The following is a 20,301-nucleotide window of genomic DNA, read 5'->3' as shown; positions in this document are numbered from 1 at the left end:
CGGGAACAGACATACTCAACAGAAACCAAAATAAACACGTCAGAAGATTGCAGAGCAGGTGAAAACCTGCTCTTTTTTCATAAGTCAACCTTTGGTCGCCCTCATCACTTTGAGGAGTTAAAAATACGGTAAAGGAGTATGTCTTGAAAAAGTTAGATCAAAATCAGGCCCCTATTTATGAGGGGCTGGTAAAGTTACGAAAAAAAAGAATTGTACCTTTCGATGTACCAGGTCACAAACGTGGACGTGGTAACCCAGAGTTGGTCGAACTCTTAGGGGAAAAATGCGTTGGTATTGATGTCAATTCTATGAAACCATTGGATAATCTAGGCCATCCTATTTCGATTATTCGGGATGCAGAGGAGCTGGCTGCGGATGCTTTTGGAGCAGCGCATGCCTTTCTCATGATTGGCGGAACAACCTCATCCGTGCAAACCATGATTCTTTCCACCTGCAAGGCAGGAGATAAGATTATTCTGCCACGTAATGTCCACAAATCTGCTATCAATGCGCTGGTTCTATGTGGTGCTATTCCCATCTATATCGAGATGAGTGTGGATCCTAAAATCGGCATCGCTTTAGGACTTGAAAATGACCGTGTTGCGCAGGCAATTAAGGAGCATCCAGATGCCAAGGCCATTTTGATTAACAATCCTACTTACTATGGAATTTGTTCAGATCTCAAGGGTTTAACAGAAATGGCTCATGAAGCAGGCATGCTTGTTTTAGTGGATGAAGCCCATGGAGCACATCTGCATTTCACAGATAAATTGCCGCTATCTGCTATGGACGCTGGCGCTGATATGGCGGCGGTTTCTATGCATAAGTCTGGTGGGAGTTTGACCCAAAGCTCTATTTTACTTATTGGGAAGCAGATGAATCCTGAGTACGTTCGTCAGATCATTAACCTGACCCAGTCAACATCCGCCTCCTACTTGTTAATGTCTAGTTTGGATATTTCACGTCGCAACCTAGCCCTTCGCGGGAAAGAGTCTTTTGAGAAGGTCATTGAGCTATCTGAGTACGCTCGTCGTGAAATCAATGCCATAGGTGGCTACTATGCTTACTCTAAAGAGTTAATAGACGGTGTGTCTGTCTGTGATTTTGATGTGACCAAGTTGTCAGTTTACACTCAGGGTATTGGTTTAACAGGTATCGAAGTTTATGACCTCCTACGAGATGAATACGACATTCAGATCGAGTTTGGTGATATTGGCAATATCTTGGCCTATATTTCGATTGGTGACCGTATCCAAGACATCGAGCGTTTGGTTGGCGCTTTGGCTGATATTAAGAGACTTTACTCACGAGATGGGAAGGACTTGATAGCTGGAGAATATATTCAGCCCGAGTTAGTGCTGTCTCCACAAGAAGCCTTCTATTCAGAGAGAAGAAGTTTGACCCTGGACGAATCTGTTGGACAAGTCTGTGGAGAATTTGTCATGTGCTATCCTCCAGGGATTCCTATCTTGGCTCCTGGTGAACGCATTACACGAGAAATTGTAGACTATATCCAATTTGCCAAAGAACGTGGTTGTTCCCTCCAAGGAACGGAAGATCCAGAGGTCAATCACATCAACGTCATTAAGAGAAAGGAGAACTAGATGGATTTATGGTTTTCTGAAGTTCATACTCCAGATGTCAAATTGTCCCTGAGAACAGCCAAACAACTCTACGCTGGTAAAAGTGAATGGCAGGATATCGAAGTCTTGGATACGCCAGCTTTTGGGAAAATACTGATTTTAAATGGGCATGTCTTATTCTCAGATGCAGATGATTTTGTTTACAATGAGATGACCGTACACGTTCCCATGGCTGTCCACCCAAATCCCAAGAAAGTCTTGGTTATTGGGGGTGGTGACGGTGGTGTTGCCCAAGTATTAACCCTCTATCCTGAACTGGAGCAAATCGATATTGTGGAACCGGATGAGATGCTGGTTGAAGTCTGTCGTGAGTATTTCCCAGACTTTGCTGCAGGGCTAGATGATCCCCGTGTTACCATTTACTACCAAAATGGACTACGCTTTTTACGAAACTGTGAAGATGACTACGATATTATCATCAACGATGCGACAGATCCATTTGGACATACGGAAGGGCTCTTTACCAAGGAATTTTATGGGAACAGTTACAGAGCCTTGAAAGAAGACGGCATCATGATTTATCAGCATGGTAGTCCTTTCTTTGACGAAGATGAGTCAGCTTGCCGAAGTATGCACCGTAAGGTCAATCAAGCCTTTCCAATCAGTCGGGTCTATCAGGCCCATATTCCAACTAGCCCAGCTGGCTATTGGTTGTTTGGATTTGCATCGAAAAAATACCACCCTGTCAAAGATTTTGACAAGGAAGGCTGGAAAAAACGCCAGCTTTTCACAGAATACTACACTGCAAACTTACATGTGGGGGCCTTTATGTTGCCCAAGTATGTTGAGGACATTTTAGAAGAAGAGGAAGGAAAAAAATGAGTCGTTTACTAGTTATTGGATGTGGGGGCGTTGCCCAAGTTGCTATTTCAAAGATTTGCCAAGATAGCGAAACCTTCACAGAGATTATGATTGCTAGCCGTACCAAGTCAAAATGCGATGACTTGAAGGCTAAATTAGAAGGCAAAACAAGTACAAAGATTGAGACAGCTGCCCTTGACGCTGACAAGGTTGAAGAAGTGATTGCTTTGATTGAAAGCTACAAGCCAGAAGCCGTTTTGAACGTAGCTTTACCATACCAAGACTTGACCATTATGGACGCTTGTTTAGCGACTGGAGTTCACTATATCGACACAGCTAACTACGAGGCAGAGGATACAGAAGATCCTGAGTGGCGTGCCATCTACGAAAAACGCTGCAAGGAACTTGGTTTTACAGCCTACTTTGATTATTCATGGCAGTGGGCTTATCAGGAAAAATTCAAAGAAGCAGGCTTGACAGCTCTGCTTGGATCTGGTTTTGACCCAGGGGTAACCAGCGTCTTTTCAGCCTATGCTCTCAAACACTATTTTGATGAAATCCACTATATCGACATTTTAGACTGTAATGGTGGTGACCACGGTTATCCATTTGCAACAAACTTTAACCCAGAAATCAATCTCCGTGAGGTTTCTGCACCAGGTTCTTACTGGGAAGATGGAAAATGGGTAGAAGTTGAAGCTATGTCTATCAAACGTGAGTATGATTTCCCTCAAGTTGGTCAAAAAGACATGTATCTCCTCCACCATGAAGAAATTGAATCACTTGCCAAAAACATCCCAGGTGTTAAACGCATTCGTTTCTTTATGACTTTTGGCCAATCTTATCTAACGCACATGAAATGCTTGGAAAATGTCGGACTCCTTCGTACAGATGCTATTAACTTTAACGGCCAAGAAATCGTACCAATCCAATTCTTGAAAGCCTTGCTTCCAGATCCTGCAAGCCTTGGCCCACGCACTGTTGGAAAAACAAATATCGGCTGTATCTTTACAGGTGTCAAAGATGGCGTTGAAAAGACAATCTACATCTACAATGTTTGCGACCATCAGGAGTGCTACGCAGAAGTTGGTTCACAAGCTATTTCTTACACAACAGGAGTTCCAGCTATGATTGGGACAAAATTAGTTATGAACGGAACTTGGAAACAACCTGGAGTTTATAACCTTGAAGAATTAGATCCAGATCCATTCATGGAAGCTTTGAATGAGTACGGATTGCCATGGGTTGTGGTAGAAAACCCACAAATGGTGGACTAATGAAGCTAGAACATGTACCAACACCAGCTTACGTCATTGACTTAGCAAAGTTAGAAGCCAACTGTCGCATTTTACAATATGTACAAGAAGAAGCTGGTTGCAAGGTTTTGCTTGCCCAGAAAGCATATTCCCTCTACAAAACCTATCCCTTGATTAGCCAGTACCTATCTGGTACAACTGCAAGTGGTCTCTATGAGGCCAAGCTAGCTAGAGAAGAATTCCCGGGGGAAGTCCATGTATTTGCTCCAGCTTTCAAGGATGCGGACTTGGAGGAATTACTTGAAATTACAGACCATATTGTCTTTAATTCGGAGAGACAGTTGCGTAAACATGGGCCTCGTTGTCGTGAGGCTGGTATTAGTGTCGGTTTGCGTATCAATCCTCAATGTTCAACCCAAGGAGATCACGCGCTCTATGACCCTTGTGCACCAGGTTCTCGTTTTGGTGTAACACTTGATAAAATTCCTAGTGATTTGTTGGATTTAGTGGACGGACTTCATTTTCATACTCTTTGTGAGCAAGGGGCAGATGATTTAGAGACAACTTTGAAAGCAGTAGAAGAGCAGTTTGGTTCTTACTTACATCAAGTTAAATGGCTCAATATGGGTGGCGGACATCATATCACAAGAGAAGACTATGATGTGGATTTGCTGATTTCTGAAATCAAGCGTATCCGAAATACTTACAATCTTGAAGTCTATATCGAGCCAGGCGAAGCCATTGCGCTCAATGCAGGTTATCTGGCAACTGAGGTATTGGATATTGTCGAAAACGGTATGGAGATCTTGGTTTTAGACGCCTCTGCGACCTGCCATATGCCTGATGTACTTGAGATGCCCTATCGTCCACCTTTGAGAAACGGCTTTGAGCCACAGGAAAAAGCCCATACTTATAGACTCTCTTCTAATACCTGTCTGACGGGTGATGTGATTGGCGATTATAGCTTTGAAAATCCAATCCAAATCGGTGATAGACTTTATTTTGAAGACATGGCTATTTACTCATTTGTTAAAAATAATACCTTTAACGGTATTGGATTGCCAAGCCTCTATCTTATGGACAAGCAGGGAGACTGCAGCTTAGTCAAAGCTTTCGGCTATCAAGACTTTAAAGGGAGATTATCATGATAGAAACTCCGAAAAAACTAGGCTATCGTATGCCTGCAGAATACGAACCCCATCATGGTACTTTGATGATTTGGCCAACTCGACCAGGTTCATGGCCCTTTCAAGGAAAGGCTGCAAAAAAAGCATTTAGCCAAATTATAAAGACCATAGCAGAAGGGGAAACTGTTTATCTTTTGGTGGAGCAGGACTATCTATCTGAAGCCCAATCTTATCTTGGAGACAAGGTCGTTTATTTAGACATTCCCACCAATGATGCCTGGGCTAGAGATACAGGCCCAACCATTCTCGTCAATGATAAAAGAGAAAAGTTGGCAGTCGATTGGTCTTTCAATGCCTGGGGTGGTGCAGTCGATGGCCTCTACCAAGATTATAAAGATGATGACCAAGTAGCCAGTTGTTTTGCTGAGGTCTTGGAAATGCCTGTTTACGATGCCAAACCTTTTGTACTGGAAGGAGGCGCGATCCATAGCGATGGTCAAGGAACCATTCTTGTGACTGAAAGTTGTCTTCTAAGTCCTGGACGCAATCCCCACCTGTCTAAAGAGCAAATTGAAAACACCTTATTAGAGAGTCTTGGTGCTGAAAAAGTTATTTGGCTTCCTTACGGTATTTATCAGGACGAAACCAATGAACATGTTGACAATGTTGCTGCCTTTGTTGGTCCTGCGGAACTTGTCTTAGCTTGGACAGATGATCAAAACGATCCCCAGTATGCTATGTCTGTAGCTGATTTAGCTCTTTTAGAGAAGGAAACAGATGCAAAAGGGCGTCCCTTCACTATTCATAAATTGCCAATCCCAGCGCTTCATCAAGTTGTAACCGAAGAGGATTTGCCAGGCTACATCTATGAAGAAGGGGAAGAAGAGCGTTATGCAGGTGAACGTCTTGCAGCTTCCTATGTCAATTTTTATATTGCCAACAAATCTGTCTTGGTTCCCCAGTTTGAGGATGTAAACGACCAAGTGGCCCTAGATATCCTCAGCAACTGTTTCCCAGATCGTAAAGTTGTCGGAATACCAGCTAGAGATATTCTTTTAGGTGGTGGCAATATCCACTGTATCACCCAACAAATCCCTGAATAGGAGAAAAAGATGAGAAATGTAAGAGTTGCAGCAATCCAGATGCAATGTGCCAAGGATGTAGCAACAAATATCCAAACAGCGGAGCGTTTAGTACGTCAAGCTGCAGGTCAAGGTGCACAAATCATTCTCTTGCCAGAGTTGTTTGAACGTCCCTATTTCTGTCAGGAACGCCAGTATGACTACTATCAGTTTGCCCAGTCGGTGACAGAAAATACAGCTATTCAGCATTTTAAAGTGCTTGCTAAGGAACTGCAGGTTGTTTTACCAATCAGTTTCTATGAAAAAGATGGTAATGTCTTATACAATTCTATTGCTGTCATTGATGCGGATGGAGAAGTATTAGGAGTTTATCGCAAAACACATATACCAGACGATCATTACTATCAGGAGAAATTCTTCTTTACGCCTGGTAACACTGGTTTCAAGGTCTGGGATACTCGCTATGCTAAGATTGGGATCGGCATCTGTTGGGATCAATGGTTTCCTGAAACAGCGCGCTGTCTTGCATTAAATGGTGCAGAATTGCTCTTTTATCCAACAGCTATCGGTTCAGAACCAATTTTGGATACAGACAGTTGTGGTCACTGGCAACGTACTATGCAAGGACACGCAGCAGCAAATATTGTTCCAGTCATTGCAGCCAATCGTTATGGATTAGAGGAAGTCACTCCAAGTGAGGAAAATGGTGGACAGAGTTCTAGTCTTGACTTCTACGGTTCCTCCTTTATGACGGATGAAACGGGAGCTATTCTAGAGCAAGCCGAAAGACAAGGAGAAGCTGTTCTGTTAGCAACTTATGACCTTGATAAGGGAGCAAGCGAGCGTCTAAACTGGGGCTTGTTTCGAGATAGAAGACCAGAAATGTACCAACGAATTACGGATTAGAAGATACATTTCATAGTAAATTTTTGACATTCACGCCTGTCTTACAAAAATGTAAGATAGGCTTTTTAAATGTAAGATAGGTGTACGATTATGCGTGGAAATGTATGCTATACTCTATGTAGATCAAAAAGAAAGAGGTTTATTATGAAAAAATGGAATGCGACGCAGTTGAAGTACCTGATGGCGGCAGTAATGATTCTAGACCATATCCCTCATATTACAGGAATCGTTTCTCCTCTGTGGGAAGGTATTCTTCACGCCTTGACTCGTTGTGTGGGAGTTTGGTTTGCCTATATGGCTATGGAAGGATTCATCCATACTCGAAATCTGAAAGACTATCTCATCCGTCTCTGGAGTTGGGCTCTTATCATGTTCGCGGGTAATAGCCTACTCAATGCCCTGTTTGCCTCTAAGGGAGTAATGGTAAATAATAATATTTTCTTTACTTTGGCCATCGGTGTCACCATGCTTTGGATTGGTTTTCCCAGAAAAGAGCTGGATAAAAAAGAGAAATTGTGGCGTCGGATTGGAGTTGCTGGTCTCTTGATTTTCGGTTGTCTTTTTACTGAGGGTGGCATCACCATGCTACCATTTCTATTGATAAGTTACTCTTGTCGAAATTGCAAGGGATTGCGAAATCTCCTCTACGCCTTTCTGTGGGCCTTCCTATTAGTGACTTCCATCCAAATTTACGACACTTGGCACCAAACACTGGAAATGATGCTTTACAATTCTGACTGGCTCTTTATCACCGTATTTCCTTTTATGGCCTTGTATAAAGGGGAACGTGGTGAACAAACTATATGGAATAAGTATTTCTTTTATATTTTCTACCCAGCTCATCTATGGATTATAGCCTTGATTGCCTATTTGGTTAAGTAGATTCAATATCCATTAGCTCCTTCTTGCTTAAAATGTGAGAGGAGCTTTTCTGTATCTGGAATTCCTAACAAAACATGTTATAATAGTTTTAGAAAGGACGAGGTTTATGGCGAGCATTCTTGTAATTGAAGATAATAATGAAATCCAGGAAATTTTAAGAACCCTTCTTACTGAAGAACACGAGGTGATACAAGCCTTTTCTGGCACAGAAGGTATCATGCAATTTGATAAAGGTGGCATTGATCTCGTTTTACTAGATATCATGCTCCCTGGGAAAAATGGTGACCAAGTCTTGCAAGCTATTCGACAAACTAGTCAGACTCCGGTCATCATGCTCACTGCTTTGGGTGATAAAAAGCTCATCAGCCAATACCTACTAGACGGCGCCAATGACTATATAGTAAAACCTTTTGATTTAGATGAAGTCTTTGCCAGAGTCACTGTGCAATTACGCCAAAGTGGTGAACATCAGTCAGGAGATCGAAGAGAAATTGATAACCTCGTACAAAACTTTAAAAATATCCAGTTCGATACGGATAGTTTTGAAATAAGCAATTCTACTGAAACTATTCGCCTTGCAAAAAAAGAGTGTCAAATTCTCCAAATGTTGCTCCATCATCCTAAAAAAATCTTCACCAAGGAAGAACTCTATGAGTTGATTTGGGAAGAAAGTTACCTGCCTGGAGACAATACGCTCAACACCCATCTAAGCAATCTCCGTAAAAAACTGCATCAACTGGATCCAAATCATGAGTACATCGAAACCATTTGGGGAGTTGGTGTTCGATTAAAAGGAGACAAATAATGAAATACATTTTGATATCAATATTACTCCTTACTAACATTATTTTGGCGATTTCTTTGATTCGCTATCATATAGCAATTAGAGACTTAAGCAAACAAATTGAAGAAAAGATTCGCTCTGGTAGCATGAAGAGGATCGGGGTAAATTTCTTTTCAAAGACCATTTTGCGTCTACATAACCAAATTGAGAATCTATTTCAAGAAGTTGAACAGAATCAGATCATCATGAAGCATGAAAAACGTACCCTAGATATGGCAATCAGTAACATCGCTCATGATATTCGGACACCTTTGACAATCGCTTCAGGATATACTCAGCAACTAATAAAACACCCCGATAATAGTGCAGAAACCTTAAATAAAATAGCCCATCATCAGGAACTGGTTTCCAAACGTTTGGAGGCTCTCCTCGAATACCGTCATTTGATGGAAGGAGCAGTCAAGCCGAAACTGGAAGAACTTGATTTATCAACTTTTATAACGAAAAAGACTTTAGCTTATTACGACGTTTTTCAATCTTCACAGATTGTTCTTGATTTTAATGTTGAACCAGGATTGAAAACGACGACTGATGAGGACTTGCTTGATCGAATTATACAAAACCTTCTTGGAAATGTTCTCAAGCACGGCAAGGAGAAAGCTCGACTTTCTTTGAAAAAGGAAGAAAATAGGCTTATTTTACAAATCGATAATCTTGTCAAAAAACCTATCAAGAATATAGACAATCTCAGCAATCGTTTTTATTCTGAAAACATGTCGGATACTGAAGAATCCTCTGGTTTAGGTCTCTATATTACCGAGGAATTAGTTCATCTTCTTGGAGCGGATATGAAGCTAGTTGCTGATGGAGAATGGTTTTCGGTCTTTATCTATTTTTAACAGAAGAAACCTCCTCTATATCCTAGAGGAGGTCCTTTTTATAAGCTTTTCTTCTTGAAAATAATCAGTCCACTGAAAGAGAAGAAAAGTATGACCGTTACGCAAACCGTGATGGTATAGAGAATAGCTTGACCATTAGTAGTCATAGCATAGGCAAAATCTAGAATTAAATATCGTAGAATTTCAATGTCTGGGAAAACAAGCATTGGCATAGAAAGTAGGATAGAGCTGACCAAATAACCAATAAATACCGCTAGATAAGAGTGACTAACATAGAGAATGAAGGAAACGATGGAAAGCCAAGCTAGAAGGCAGAGAAATTGAAGGGAAATCGTCAAGAGGAGATTAGTAACAAAACCATCAGGCATTGTACCAAGTCCGTTTAGTAGAGTCGCGGGAATAAAGGCAATCACAAGACTGGTGATGAGTTGTAAGAGAGCGATACTTGCTAGAACAAAGAATTTAGCAAGGAAAAATTCTGTACGAGAAACGCCGACTGTCAAACTATTTTTATAGAGTTTGCCGATTAGATCAACTCCAAGAACGAGGCATGCCAGGACGATGCAGAGAAAAACGAGGTTTGAACCATTGCTAGACGCGTTGATAAGAGCTTGGACGCCGTCCCAACCTTTGGTCGGAAATTCTGTTTCAGGTGTAGTATTTACTGACATTAGATGTCCTGTAGCTCCGATAGTAGCACCCATTAACATAAGTACAAAGAGAATGAATTCTGTAATCCAGAATCCTTTGGAGCGGAAAAGACGGTAAAAATCTGCTTGAATGGTGTGTATCATGATTTTTCTCCTATTCTACTAATTGGGTGAAGTATTCTTCTAGGTTTTGACGGGCAAAGTAAATCTCATCAATAGCAACATCGGCCAAAGTTAGTTGCTTAAGAATCTGTTTGACATCTTGTTCATTACCAAAGATATGGATTTCATTTTCAGGATTAACAACCTTAAATTGGAGTTGGATTTGTTCTTTCAATACCTGACAAGCTCTTTCTTTATCGCTTGTTTTAAGCACAATATAATCCTCACTCAGTGTTTCAAATTCAGCTTTACTGATTTCACGGATAATCTTACCTTGATCCAGAATACCAAAGCGATTAGCTAAGAGATAGAGTTCTGACAAGATATGGCTAGAGATGAGGATGGTTATTCCTTTTTCTTGATTGAGCCGCTGGATCATGAGACGAAATTCTTTGATCCCAATTGGGTCGAGACCGTTAATGGGTTCATCAAGAATTAAGAAATCAGGTTTGGATAGGAGGGCGATGGCGATGCCAAGTCTTTGTTTCATTCCTAGTGAGAAATCACGAAAGACTTTTTTCCCTGTATCAGACAAACCTACATAATCCAGTGTTTCTTGAATGACTTTATCAGCATTTGGAATATGGCGAATCATACAATAATATTTCAGATTCTGGTATGCTGTTAAGTGATTATGGGCTACAGGCGATTCGATAACTGAACCTACTCGAGATAAAGCTTTGGTCCACTCATTTTGTTCTTGACTAGAAAAGAGGGAAATAGTTCCTTTATCCGCAAACAGTAGTTGTGTAATTATTTTGATAAGAGTAGTTTTACCTGCTCCATTTTTTCCAATTAGACCATAAATATCTCCCTCTTTTATGGTTAGACTAAGGTCTTGAAGAATAGCTTGTTGGCCAAATTGTTTGGTCAGTCCATGAATTTCGAGTACTGTTTTCATGATTTTCTCCTTTTGATTTATTTTTCTAACTTTAGTATAAGGTATAGAAATCAAAGAAACATCAAGTAATTCTAAAGAGTTTCTAAAGTTTTCTGATTTTTAAAATGTCAAAAACCCAGTTAAGGATTTAACTGGGAATTTTCTCTATAAAATATACTTCTCAATGGCACGTGCAACTCCATCTTCTTCGTTGCTTGCTGTTACAGCATCGGCTAGGGATTTGACATGGTCACTGGCATTTCCCATAGCAATACCAAACCCTGCAAACTGGAGCATTTCGATATCGTTATTAGCATCTCCCATGGCCATGATTTCTGAGGAATCAATCTTCAAAATCGCTGCTAGTCGTGAAAGAGCAGTAGACTTTGTCGTTCCAAGTGGCATGGCTTCATAAATGACAGGCTGCGAACGAACTCCACTGAATCGTTGACAGAGTTCCTCAGCGAACCGTTGCTCAAAATCGTCTGTTTGCTCTTTTGTTCCTAAAAACATGCCTTGGAACATACGATATTTACCACTGGTGGCTTCCTCAAGGGAAATTTCAGTCAGGTCTGAAAAGACTAGCTTGGCATCATTTTGAACGATTTGATTAGGCTTGCCACCGAGGACAAAATAATGCTTCTCATCAAAAAGAGTCAACTGGACGTCGCTTTTTTCTGCTAAGTCATAGAGGTATTCAATGTCAGATGGACTGAGTTCTTGCCAGTCAACTAGACTCCAGTCACTGGTCTGATGGGTTGAGCAACCATTATTGACAATGACGTACTCGTTCTGTAGGTCAAATCCTAGTTGTTTATAGTAGGGGAGGACACCGAAAAGCGGGCGACCTGTACAGAGAACCAGTTTGACACCTTTTTCAATGGCTTGGTGAATGGCAGTGATGTGGGCTTGCGGGATTTCCTTGGCTTCATTGAGGAGGGTTCCGTCCATATCCAAGGCTAGTAGTTTAATCATAAGACTTCCTTTTCTAGGTGTTTTGCTTTTATTATAGCATATTTTGAGGGAAATAAGGATTACTATGTCAATTTAGGACGTTTGGATGACAATTCAAGATTTGAAGAGGATATTTTGTAAAGATATGCTATACTAAAGTTGTCAAAGTTGCAACTAGACAAATATTAAAAAAACTAACTTAAAATAGTTTTTTATAAGTCGGTATGAGTAGCAGATTACTCAACTAATCTGAACAATAGTGGAGGAATACATCATGGTTTTAATGAAAAAAAATATAAATCTAACAAATGAAGAATTAGAGATGATACAAGGTGGAGCAAATCGATATGGTAAAGAGGCTAATGGTTATTACGGTTGGCAAATGGCGTCGGTATTGACTATGCCAGTTCATGGATTTTGTCCCAGTGGCACTTATGATTTAGGATATATTGGCGGAGGCAATCATCTTTGCAAAGGAAGTGCTGCGAGATTTTAAGTAAAATTTATTAGTAATATGAAGAAACAAGGGGAGAAAGCTGAGGCATAGTATGAAAAAACGAATTATTCAAATTTTACTAGCATTATCCTTAATTTTTTACAAATCAACTTGGTTTCGGTGGATTTTTAATCACTTTGCAGCTAGATTTGTACCTGCTAGTCGAGAATATTTCTTACTTCTTGCTTTTTTAGAGCTCAGCGTAACTCTTCTAACAGTACTTTATTTACTAGTGTTCGAAGGTAAAAAAATGCTGGAGTTGAAATGGAAATGGAGATATCCAGTTTATTTGCTTCTTGCTTATGGAGTCAATTATCTTTCAGATTCTGTGTTTTCTTTTTTAACCCCAGCAACGTCCAATCAAATCGCTTTAAATGAATTGATTGAGATGACAGGTCGACAAGAGTTACTATATTTTTTGATTCTTACTTGTCTACCAGGACCAATTGCAGAAGAAATGGTTTATCGGGGAGTTCTTATGAATACTTTTTTGAAAGATTCACCTTGGTATGGAGATGTTTTACTATCGGCCTGCACCTTTGGCTATGTGCATGTCAGTTCAGGTTTAACACCACTCGCCTTTTTCACCTATGCAAGTGGAGGAGCGATTTTAGCATTACTCTACCGAAAAACTCACTCTCTCTATTATCCCATTTTGCTCCATTTAATGGTTAACATTACAGCATTTTGGTACTTATGGATAAATCTATTTTCAGCAAGTTAGTGCTTATCATTCAATGCCGGAACTTTCCGGCATTTTTTCTTCAGAAGTTTTAAGAACTCTCTATTTATAGGATTAGCAGTCAAAAAATGGTATAATAAAAGGTAATGAAAAATTCCAACGAGGCAGAGATGAAATTACTTTATACTGATATTCGGACTTCTTTGACTGAAATCCTAACCAGAGAGGCGGAAGAGCTGGTTGCTGCAGGCAAGCGAGTCTTCTACATCGCCCCCAACTCTCTTTCATTTGAAAAGGAACGTGCTGTGCTGGAATGCTTGTCCCAGCAGGCTTCTTTTGCGATTACTGTCACACGCTTTGCTCAAATGGCTCGTTATCTGGTTTTAAATGACTTGTCTACAAAGACCAGTCTTGATGACATCGGCCTTGGAATGGCCTTTTATAAATGCCTTGCTGAACTCGATCCCAAGGACTTACGTGTTTATGGTGCGATTAAGCAGGACCCTCAATTTATCCAGCAGTTGGTTGAACTTTATCATGAGATGACGTCTGCTCAAATGAGCTTTTTGGACTTGGAAAGTTTAACGGATGAGGATAAACGAGCAGATTTACTCTTGATTTTTGAGAAAGTAACAGCCTATCTCAATCAGGGTCAGTTGGCTCAGGGAAGTCAGTTGTCCCATTTGATTGAGGCTATTGAGAATGATAAGGTAAGTAGTGATTTCAGTCAACTTGCCTTGGTAATTGACGGATTTACCCGTTTTTCCGCCGAGGAGGAGCATGTGGTGGATCTGCTCCATCGTAAAGGTGTTGAGATTGTCATTGGTGCTTATGCAAGCAAGAAAGCCTATATCAGTCCGTTTACTGAAGGTAATCTCTATCAAGCCAGTGTGGAATTTCTTCATCATTTGGGGGCAAAATACCAAACACCTGCTCAGGATCGTTCTAAAACTCATGAGAAGATAGATAGTTTTGACAAGGCCTCTCGTTTGCTGGAGTCCTCTTATGACTTTTCAGAACTCGCTTTAGATGTCGATGAGAAGGACCGTGAACATCTGCAAATCTGGTCTTGTTTGACGCAAAAAGAGGAGTTGGAGCTGGTGGCTCGCGCTATTCGTCAGAAATTACATGACAATCCAGACTTGAGTTACAAGCATTTTCGCATTCTCTTAGGGGATGTGGCTTCTTACCAGTTATCCTTAAAGACCATATTTGACCAGTACCAGATTCCATTCTATCTTGGTAGAAGTGAATCCATGGCCCATCATCCTTTGACTCAGTATGTCGAATCTATTTTGCGTTTGAAACGTTACCGTTTCCGTCAGGAGGATTTGATTAATCTCCTCAGAACTGGTCTGTATACTGATCTCAGTCAGGCTGAGATTGATATTTTTGAGCAATACCTCCGCTATCTTGGTATCAATGGCTTGCCAGCCTTTCAGCAGACCTTCACTAAATCCCACCACGGAAAATTCGATTTGGAACGCTTGAATGCCCTTCGTCTGCGAGTTTTGGAGCCACTTGAAACCTTATTTGCCAGTCGGAAGCAAAAGGCAGAAAATCTCTTGCAAAAGTGGAATACTTTTCTAAAAAATGCTGCTTTAAGCAAGCAGATGCAAGACTTGACAGCTACTATGGACACTCTAGAACAGGAAAGACAAGCCGAAGTTTGGAAAACCTTTTGCCATGTTTTAGAACAATTTGCGACCGTTTTTGCCGGTTCACAAGTTAGTCTGGAGGATTTCCTAGCCTTACTCCATTCTGGAATGAGTTTGTCCCAGTATCGCACCATTCCAGCAACAGTGGACACTGTTCTGGTGCAGAGTTATGATTTGATTGCACCTCTGACCGCTGACTTTGTCTACGCTATTGGACTGACTCAGGATCATCTGCCAAAAATCGTGCAAAATACCAGTCTGTTAACAGACGAAGAAAGACAAAGCCTAAACCAAGCGACTGAAGAGGGAGCACAATTACTGATTGCAAGCAGTGAAAACCTCAAGAAAAATCGCTATACTATGCTTTCCTTAGTCAATGCTGCTCGTAAGCAGTTGGTCTTATCAGCTCCAAGTCTCCTCAATGAAAATGAGAGTAAGGAATCAGCCTATCTTCAGGAACTGGTGAGTTTTGGATTTAGCCGAATAGAGAAGAAAATTCATCAAAAAAGTCTGTCTAAGGATGATATGGGTTCTTATCATAGTCTCTTGTCTAGCTTAGTTGCCTATCATCAGCAGGCAGGTTCTAGTGAAAATGAAAAAGATGTGACCTTTGTCAAGGTTCTAGCGCGTGTGATGGGGAAAAAACTTGATCAAAAAGGCCTTACAAATCCTGCACTCCCAACTAGCCCAAGCAGCAAGCCATTAGAAAAAGAGACCTTGCAGGCTCTCTATCCCGCTGACAAGGAGTTTTACCTGTCTACCTCTGGTTTGACAGAGTTTTACCGCAATGAATACAGTTATTTCCTCCGTTATGTCTTAGGTTTGCAGGAAGAATTGCGCCTTCGTCCAGATGCTCGCAGTCACGGGAATTTCTTGCATCGTATTTTTGAACGTGCCTTGAAACTGCCTGCAGAAAATCCGTTTGACCAACGTCTGGAGCAAGCTATTCAAGAAACCAGCCAAGAACGCGAATTTGAAGCTATTTATCAGGAAAGTTTGGAAGCCCAGTTTACCAAGGAAGTTCTGCTTGATGTCGCGCGAACTACGGGCCACATCCTTCGTCATAATCCAGCTATCGAAACCATCCAAGAGGAGGCAACATTTGGTGGCAAGGATCAAGCCTTTATTCAATTGGATAATGGTCGCAGTGTCCATGTGCGAGGCAAGGTTGACCGAATCGACCGTTTGAAAGCTGATGGAGCGCTAGGAGTGGTGGACTACAAGTCTAGTCTGACTCAGTTCCAGTTTCCTCATTTCTTTAATGGGCTTAATTCCCAACTGCCAACCTATCTTGCTGCCCTAAAAAGAGAAGGGGAGCAGAACTTTTTCGGTGCCATGTACTTGGAAATGGCTGAGCCTGTCCAATCTTTATTAGCTGTTAAGAGTCTGGCAGGAGCAGTAGTAGAAGCCAGCAAATCAATGAAATACCAAGGACTCTTTTTAGAGAAAGAAAGCAGTCATTTGGGAGAATTTTACAACAAAAACAAGCCCAACCAGCTGACAGACGAGGAATTCCAGCTCTTATTGGACTACAATGCCTATCTTTACAAGAAGGCAGCTGAGAAGATTTTACAAGGCCATTTTGCCATTAATCCATACACAGAGAATGGCAGAAGTATTGCCCCGTACGTTCAGCAACATCAAGCCATTACAGGTTTTGAAGCCAATTACCACTTGGGACAAGCCCGTTTCCTTGAGAAATTAGAGTTGTCTGACGGCAAACGACTGGTCGGAGAAAAACTCAAGCAAGCTTGGTTTGAGAAAATGAGAGAGGAGTTGAATCGATGAAACCTATTTCTTTTTTAACTGAGGAAGAGATTCAAAAATTGCAAGAAGCAGAAGCGAATTCGAGCAAGGAACAAAAGAAAACTGCCGAGCAAATCGAAGCCATTTATACGGCAGGGCAAAATATCCTTGTTTCAGCGTCTGCTGGTTCAGGGAAGACCTTTGTCATGGCAGAGCGCATTCTGGACCAATTAGCCCGTGGTGTAGAAATCAGTCAACTCTTTATCTCGACCTTTACCGTCAAGGCTGCTACAGAACTCAAGAAACGCTTGGAGAAAAAAATCAGCCAGCAAATCCAAGAAATCGATGATGTTGATCTCAAACAACACTTGGGACGTCAGTTGGCAGATCTACCAAACGCGGCCATTGGAACCATGGACTCCTTCACGCAAAAATTCCTTGGCAAGCATGGTTATTTGATTGATATCGCACCGAACTTCCGTATTTTGCAAAATGAAAGCGAACAGTTACTCTTAAAAAACGAAGTTTTTCATCAGGTGTTTGAAGAGCATTACCAAGGTGAGAATAAAGAGAAATTTAGTCGTTTGGTGAAAAACTTTGCTGGGCGTGGCAAGGATGAACGTGGTCTGCGCCAACAAGTCTACAAAATCTATGATTTCCTCCAATCCACCAGCAGTCCACAAAAATGGTTGAACGAGTCTTTTCTCAAAGGGTTTGAAGAAGCTGATTTTACTAGTGAAAAAGAAAAACTGTATGAGAAAATCAAGCAGGCGCTTTGGGATTTGGAAAGCTTTTTCCGTTATCATCTGGATAATGATGCCAAGGAGTTTCCAAAAGCTACCTATTTAGAAGCTGTTCAACAGGTTCTGGATCAAATTGGCTCCTTAAATCAAGAGTCCGATAGCCAGGCTTATCAAGAAGTGCTTACTCGTGTTGTCGCCATCTCTAAGGAGAAAAATGGTCGAGCTCTGGCTAATTCTAGTCGTAAGGCCGATTTGAAAACACTGGCTGATGCCTATAACGATGAGAGAAAGGTCCAGTTTGCTAAACTAGGACAACTGTCAGACCAGATAACCATTCTCGACTATCAAGATCGTTATCATGAAGACACCTGGGATCTAGCTAAAACCTTCCAAACCTTTATGAGTGATTTTGTGGAGGCTTATCGTGAACGTAAACGTCAGGAAAATGCCTTTGAATTTGCTGATATCAGCCATTATACCATTGAGATTTTAGAGAATTTCCCACAAGTCCGCGAGGCTTATCAGGAACGGTTCCACGAAGTCATGGTCGATGAGTATCAGGATACCAACCACATTCAAGAACGGATGCTGGAATTGCTGTCGAATGGTCATAATCGCTTTATGGTGGGGGATATCAAGCAGTCCATCTACCGTTTCCGTCAGGCAGACCCGCAGATTTTCAATGAAAAATTCCAACGCTATGCGCATAATCCTCAAGAAGGCAAGTTGATTCTCCTCAAGGAAAATTTCCGTAGCAGTTCAGAAGTGCTATCAGCAACCAACGATGTTTTTGAACGCCTCATGGACCAAGAAGTCGGCGAAATCAACTATGATAGCATGCACCAGCTTGTTTTTGCCAATACTAAACTAACTCCCAATCCAGACAACAAGGCAGAATTTCTCCTCTACGATAAGGACGATAGTGGGCAAGAGGAGGAAGAGAGCCAAACAGAAACGAAACTCACTGGGGAAATGCGTCTGGTTATCAAGGAAATCCTGAAGCTCCATCAAGAGAATGGTGTAGCCTTTAAGGAAATTGCCCTTTTGACTTCCAGTCGCAGTCGTAATGACCAGATCCTCCTCGCTTTGTCTGAGTATGGGATTCCTGTCAAAACAGACGGAGAACAAAATAATTACCTCCAATCCCTAGAAGTGCAAGTCATGCTAGACACCCTTCGTGTCATCCACAATCCCCTGCAAGACTATGCCTTGGTTGCCCTTATGAAGTCTCCTATGTTTAGCTTTGATGAGGACGAGTTGGCACGCTTGTCCCTTCAGAAAGCAGAAGATAAGGTCCAAGAAAATCTCTATGAGAAACTGCTTAATGCTCAAAAACAAGCAACTGAACAGAAGGCCTTAATTCACACAGCTTTAGCTGAAAAACTAAGTCAGTTCATGGATATCTTGGATTCTTGGCGCTTATATGCCAAAACCCACTCCCTCTATGACTTGATTTGGAAGATATACAACGATCGTTTTTACTATGATTATGTCGGAGCTTTGCCAAATGGTCCTGCCAGACAAGCCAATCTCTATGCGTTAGCTTTGAGAGCAGACCAGTTTGAAAAGAGTAATTTCAAGGGCTTGTCTCGTTTTATTCGAATGATTGATCAGGTTTTGGAGGCTCAGCATGATCTCGCAAGCGTAGCCGTCGCTCCGCCTAAGGATGCGGTAGAACTTATGACCATTCACAAGAGCAAAGGTCTGGAGTTTCCCTATGTCTTTATCCTCAACATGGATCAGGACTTCAACAAGCAAGATTCGATGTCAGACGTCATTCTCAGCCGTCAAAATGGGCTTGGTGTCAAACACATTGCCAAGGTGGAAACAGGAGCAGTGGAAGCACACTATCCTAAAACCATCAAACTCTCCATTCCTAGTCTAACTTATATCCAGAATGAGAAAGAACTGCAATTGGCTAGCTATTCAGAGCAGATGCGTCTGCTGTATGTTGCCATGACGCGAGCTGAGAAAAAGCTCTATCTTGTCGGCAAGGGGTCTCGTGAAAAGCTAGAAGCCAAGGAATATCCATCAGCTGAGAGCGGAAAATTAGATAGCAATACTAGACTGCAAGCCAAGAATTTCCAAGATTGGGTTTGGGCTATCACTAAAGTGTTTGCCAAAGATCATCTCAACTTTAGCTACCGTTTCGTTGGTGAAGACCAGCTGACCAGAGAAGCTATCGGAGAGTTGGAAAACAAGAGTCCTCTACAAGATAGTTCTCAAGCAGACAATCGTCAGTCTGAAACGATTAAAGAAGCCCTTGAAATGCTGAAAGAAGTGGAAGTTTATAATACTCTTCACCGCGCAGCCATTGAACTTCCAAGTGTTCAAACCCCAAGCCAAATCAAGAAATTCTACGAACCTGTTATGGATATGGAAGGTGTTGAGATTGCAGGTCAAAGTCAGTCAGTAGACAAGAAAATCAGCTTTGATTTACCAGATTTTTCAACTAAAGAAAGGGTGACAGGAGCTGAGATTGGTAGTGCAACACACGAACTGATGCAGAGAATCGACCTCAGTCAGCAACCAACACTTGATAACCTGAAAGATACTCTGCACCAAGTTCAAACCAGCCCAGCTGTTAGAGACAAGATCAATCTTTCTAAAATCCTAGCTTTCTTTGATACGCCACTCGGTCAGGAGATTCTCGCTAATACTGACTATCTCTATCGTGAGCAACCTTTCTCCATGCTCAAACGCGACCAAAAGAGTCAGGAAGACTTTGTTGTTCGTGGAATCTTGGATGGCTATCTTCTTTATAAGAATCGTATCGTTCTTTTCGACTACAAAACAGACCGTTACGATCAACCAAGTCAACTCATAGACCGCTATCGTAGTCAGTTAGCCCTATATGGAGAAGCCTTATCACGAGCCTATTCGATTGAAAATATTGAGAAATACCTGATTTTACTCGGCAAAGATGAGATTCAAGTTGTAAAAGTATAAT

Annotated in this window: 16 protein-coding genes; 13 read left to right on the top strand and 3 right to left on the bottom strand. The window is 41.4% G+C overall.

The features are described 5' to 3' along the window. Positions 1–143: 143 nt before the first annotated feature. The 9 genes from ADI74_RS05315 to ADI74_RS05275 all read left to right on the top strand — a co-directional run bounded on the left by ADI74_RS05315 (position 144) and on the right by ADI74_RS05275 (position 9,380). The gene (locus tag ADI74_RS05315) at positions 144–1,604 is read left to right on the top strand and encodes an aminotransferase class I/II-fold pyridoxal phosphate-dependent enzyme (RefSeq protein ID WP_049537545.1); all 1,461 of its coding nucleotides are present in this window, start codon (positions 144–146) and stop codon (positions 1,602–1,604) included. After that, the gene (speE, locus tag ADI74_RS05310) at positions 1,605–2,465 is read left to right on the top strand and encodes a polyamine aminopropyltransferase (protein WP_000366713.1); all 861 of its coding nucleotides are present in this window, start codon (positions 1,605–1,607) and stop codon (positions 2,463–2,465) included. It abuts the gene before it with no gap. Then, on the top strand, positions 2,462–3,721 hold the full coding sequence (locus ADI74_RS05305) for a saccharopine dehydrogenase family protein (protein ID WP_000088769.1): 1,260 nt from the start codon (positions 2,462–2,464) through the stop codon (positions 3,719–3,721). The genes speE and ADI74_RS05305 overlap by 4 nt, the downstream gene beginning before the upstream one ends. After that, positions 3,721–4,848, top strand: a complete 1,128-nt coding sequence (nspC, locus tag ADI74_RS05300) for a carboxynorspermidine decarboxylase (RefSeq protein ID WP_049537543.1) — start codon at positions 3,721–3,723, stop codon at positions 4,846–4,848. Before ADI74_RS05305 ends, nspC begins: the two co-directional genes overlap by 1 nt. Then, positions 4,845–5,930: an agmatine deiminase gene (gene aguA, locus ADI74_RS05295; RefSeq protein WP_049537541.1), complete on the top strand. Its 1,086-nt coding sequence runs from the start codon at positions 4,845–4,847 to the stop codon at positions 5,928–5,930. The genes nspC and aguA overlap by 4 nt, the downstream gene beginning before the upstream one ends. Before the next feature lie 9 nt (positions 5,931–5,939). Next, positions 5,940–6,815: an N-carbamoylputrescine amidase gene (gene aguB, locus ADI74_RS05290; RefSeq protein WP_049537539.1), complete on the top strand. Its 876-nt coding sequence runs from the start codon at positions 5,940–5,942 to the stop codon at positions 6,813–6,815. Positions 6,816–6,959: 144 nt separating this feature from the next. Next, positions 6,960–7,697, top strand: a complete 738-nt coding sequence (locus tag ADI74_RS05285) for a TraX family protein (RefSeq protein WP_049537537.1) — start codon at positions 6,960–6,962, stop codon at positions 7,695–7,697. Positions 7,698–7,803: 106 nt separating this feature from the next. Continuing rightward, on the top strand, positions 7,804–8,502 hold the full coding sequence (locus ADI74_RS05280) for a response regulator transcription factor (protein ID WP_049537535.1): 699 nt from the start codon (positions 7,804–7,806) through the stop codon (positions 8,500–8,502). Continuing rightward, entirely contained in the window at positions 8,502–9,380 is an 879-nt protein-coding gene (locus tag ADI74_RS05275; RefSeq protein ID WP_049537533.1) for a sensor histidine kinase, read from the top strand. Before ADI74_RS05280 ends, ADI74_RS05275 begins: the two co-directional genes overlap by 1 nt. 38 nt (positions 9,381–9,418) lie before the next feature. Here ADI74_RS05275 and ADI74_RS05270 read toward each other — a convergent pair whose 3' ends face one another. The 3 genes from ADI74_RS05270 to ADI74_RS05260 form a co-directional block, all read right to left on the bottom strand. Then, positions 9,419–10,174 carry an ABC transporter permease gene (locus ADI74_RS05270; protein ID WP_049537531.1) on the bottom strand — a complete coding sequence of 252 codons (756 nt, stop codon included), beginning with the start codon at positions 10,172–10,174 and terminating at the stop codon, positions 9,419–9,421. Between the two features lie 10 nt (positions 10,175–10,184). Next, positions 10,185–11,093: an ATP-binding cassette domain-containing protein gene (locus ADI74_RS05265; RefSeq protein ID WP_049537529.1), complete on the bottom strand. Its 909-nt coding sequence runs from the start codon at positions 11,091–11,093 to the stop codon at positions 10,185–10,187. A gap of 144 nt (positions 11,094–11,237) precedes the next feature. Next, positions 11,238–12,047: a Cof-type HAD-IIB family hydrolase gene (locus tag ADI74_RS05260; RefSeq protein WP_049537528.1), complete on the bottom strand. Its 810-nt coding sequence runs from the start codon at positions 12,045–12,047 to the stop codon at positions 11,238–11,240. A 253-nt stretch (positions 12,048–12,300) separates the two neighbouring features. Between ADI74_RS05260 and ADI74_RS05255 the strand changes: the two genes are divergently transcribed. The 4 genes from ADI74_RS05255 to addA all read left to right on the top strand — a co-directional run bounded on the left by ADI74_RS05255 (position 12,301) and on the right by addA (position 20,300). Continuing rightward, positions 12,301–12,522, top strand: coding sequence for a hypothetical protein (locus ADI74_RS05255; RefSeq protein ID WP_007521927.1), 222 nt, complete (start codon positions 12,301–12,303; stop codon positions 12,520–12,522). A gap of 52 nt (positions 12,523–12,574) precedes the next feature. Next, positions 12,575–13,246, top strand: a complete 672-nt coding sequence (locus ADI74_RS05250; RefSeq protein WP_049537526.1) for a CPBP family intramembrane glutamic endopeptidase — start codon at positions 12,575–12,577, stop codon at positions 13,244–13,246. Between the two features lie 128 nt (positions 13,247–13,374). Then, the gene (gene rexB, locus ADI74_RS05245) at positions 13,375–16,650 is read left to right on the top strand and encodes an ATP-dependent nuclease subunit B (protein WP_049537525.1); all 3,276 of its coding nucleotides are present in this window, start codon (positions 13,375–13,377) and stop codon (positions 16,648–16,650) included. Beyond that, the gene (addA, locus tag ADI74_RS05240; protein ID WP_049537524.1) at positions 16,647–20,300 is read left to right on the top strand and encodes a helicase-exonuclease AddAB subunit AddA; all 3,654 of its coding nucleotides are present in this window, start codon (positions 16,647–16,649) and stop codon (positions 20,298–20,300) included. Before rexB ends, addA begins: the two co-directional genes overlap by 4 nt. Position 20,301 lies beyond the last annotated feature (1 nt).

It is taken from the genome of Streptococcus pseudopneumoniae, from assembly GCF_001074565.1.
Taxonomy (GTDB): domain Bacteria; phylum Bacillota; class Bacilli; order Lactobacillales; family Streptococcaceae; genus Streptococcus; species Streptococcus pseudopneumoniae_J.
Note: the sequence above shows the minus strand (reverse complement) of the source record. Positions and strands in the feature narration are given on the sequence as shown.

Bases quoted from the DNA above. Each gene is read 5' to 3' on its own strand.
- speE (WP_000366713.1), top strand. From the start codon at position 1,605: ATGGATTTATGGTTTTCTGAAGTTCATACTCCAGATGTCAAATTGTCC.
- ADI74_RS05305 (WP_000088769.1), top strand. From the start codon at position 2,462: ATGAGTCGTTTACTAGTTATTGGATGTGGGGGCGTTGCCCAAGTTGCT.
- nspC (WP_049537543.1), top strand. From the start codon at position 3,721: ATGAAGCTAGAACATGTACCAACACCAGCTTACGTCATTGACTTAGCA.
- aguA (WP_049537541.1), top strand. From the start codon at position 4,845: ATGATAGAAACTCCGAAAAAACTAGGCTATCGTATGCCTGCAGAATAC.
- aguB (WP_049537539.1), top strand. From the start codon at position 5,940: ATGAGAAATGTAAGAGTTGCAGCAATCCAGATGCAATGTGCCAAGGAT.
- ADI74_RS05285 (WP_049537537.1), top strand. From the start codon at position 6,960: ATGAAAAAATGGAATGCGACGCAGTTGAAGTACCTGATGGCGGCAGTA.
- ADI74_RS05280 (WP_049537535.1), top strand. From the start codon at position 7,804: ATGGCGAGCATTCTTGTAATTGAAGATAATAATGAAATCCAGGAAATT.
- ADI74_RS05275 (WP_049537533.1), top strand. From the start codon at position 8,502: ATGAAATACATTTTGATATCAATATTACTCCTTACTAACATTATTTTG.
- ADI74_RS05270 (WP_049537531.1), bottom strand. From the start codon at position 10,174: ATGATACACACCATTCAAGCAGATTTTTACCGTCTTTTCCGCTCCAAA.
- ADI74_RS05265 (WP_049537529.1), bottom strand. From the start codon at position 11,093: ATGAAAACAGTACTCGAAATTCATGGACTGACCAAACAATTTGGCCAA.
- ADI74_RS05260 (WP_049537528.1), bottom strand. From the start codon at position 12,047: ATGATTAAACTACTAGCCTTGGATATGGACGGAACCCTCCTCAATGAA.
- ADI74_RS05255 (WP_007521927.1), top strand. From the start codon at position 12,301: ATGGTTTTAATGAAAAAAAATATAAATCTAACAAATGAAGAATTAGAG.
- ADI74_RS05250 (WP_049537526.1), top strand. From the start codon at position 12,575: ATGAAAAAACGAATTATTCAAATTTTACTAGCATTATCCTTAATTTTT.
- rexB (WP_049537525.1), top strand. From the start codon at position 13,375: ATGAAATTACTTTATACTGATATTCGGACTTCTTTGACTGAAATCCTA.
- addA (WP_049537524.1), top strand. From the start codon at position 16,647: ATGAAACCTATTTCTTTTTTAACTGAGGAAGAGATTCAAAAATTGCAA.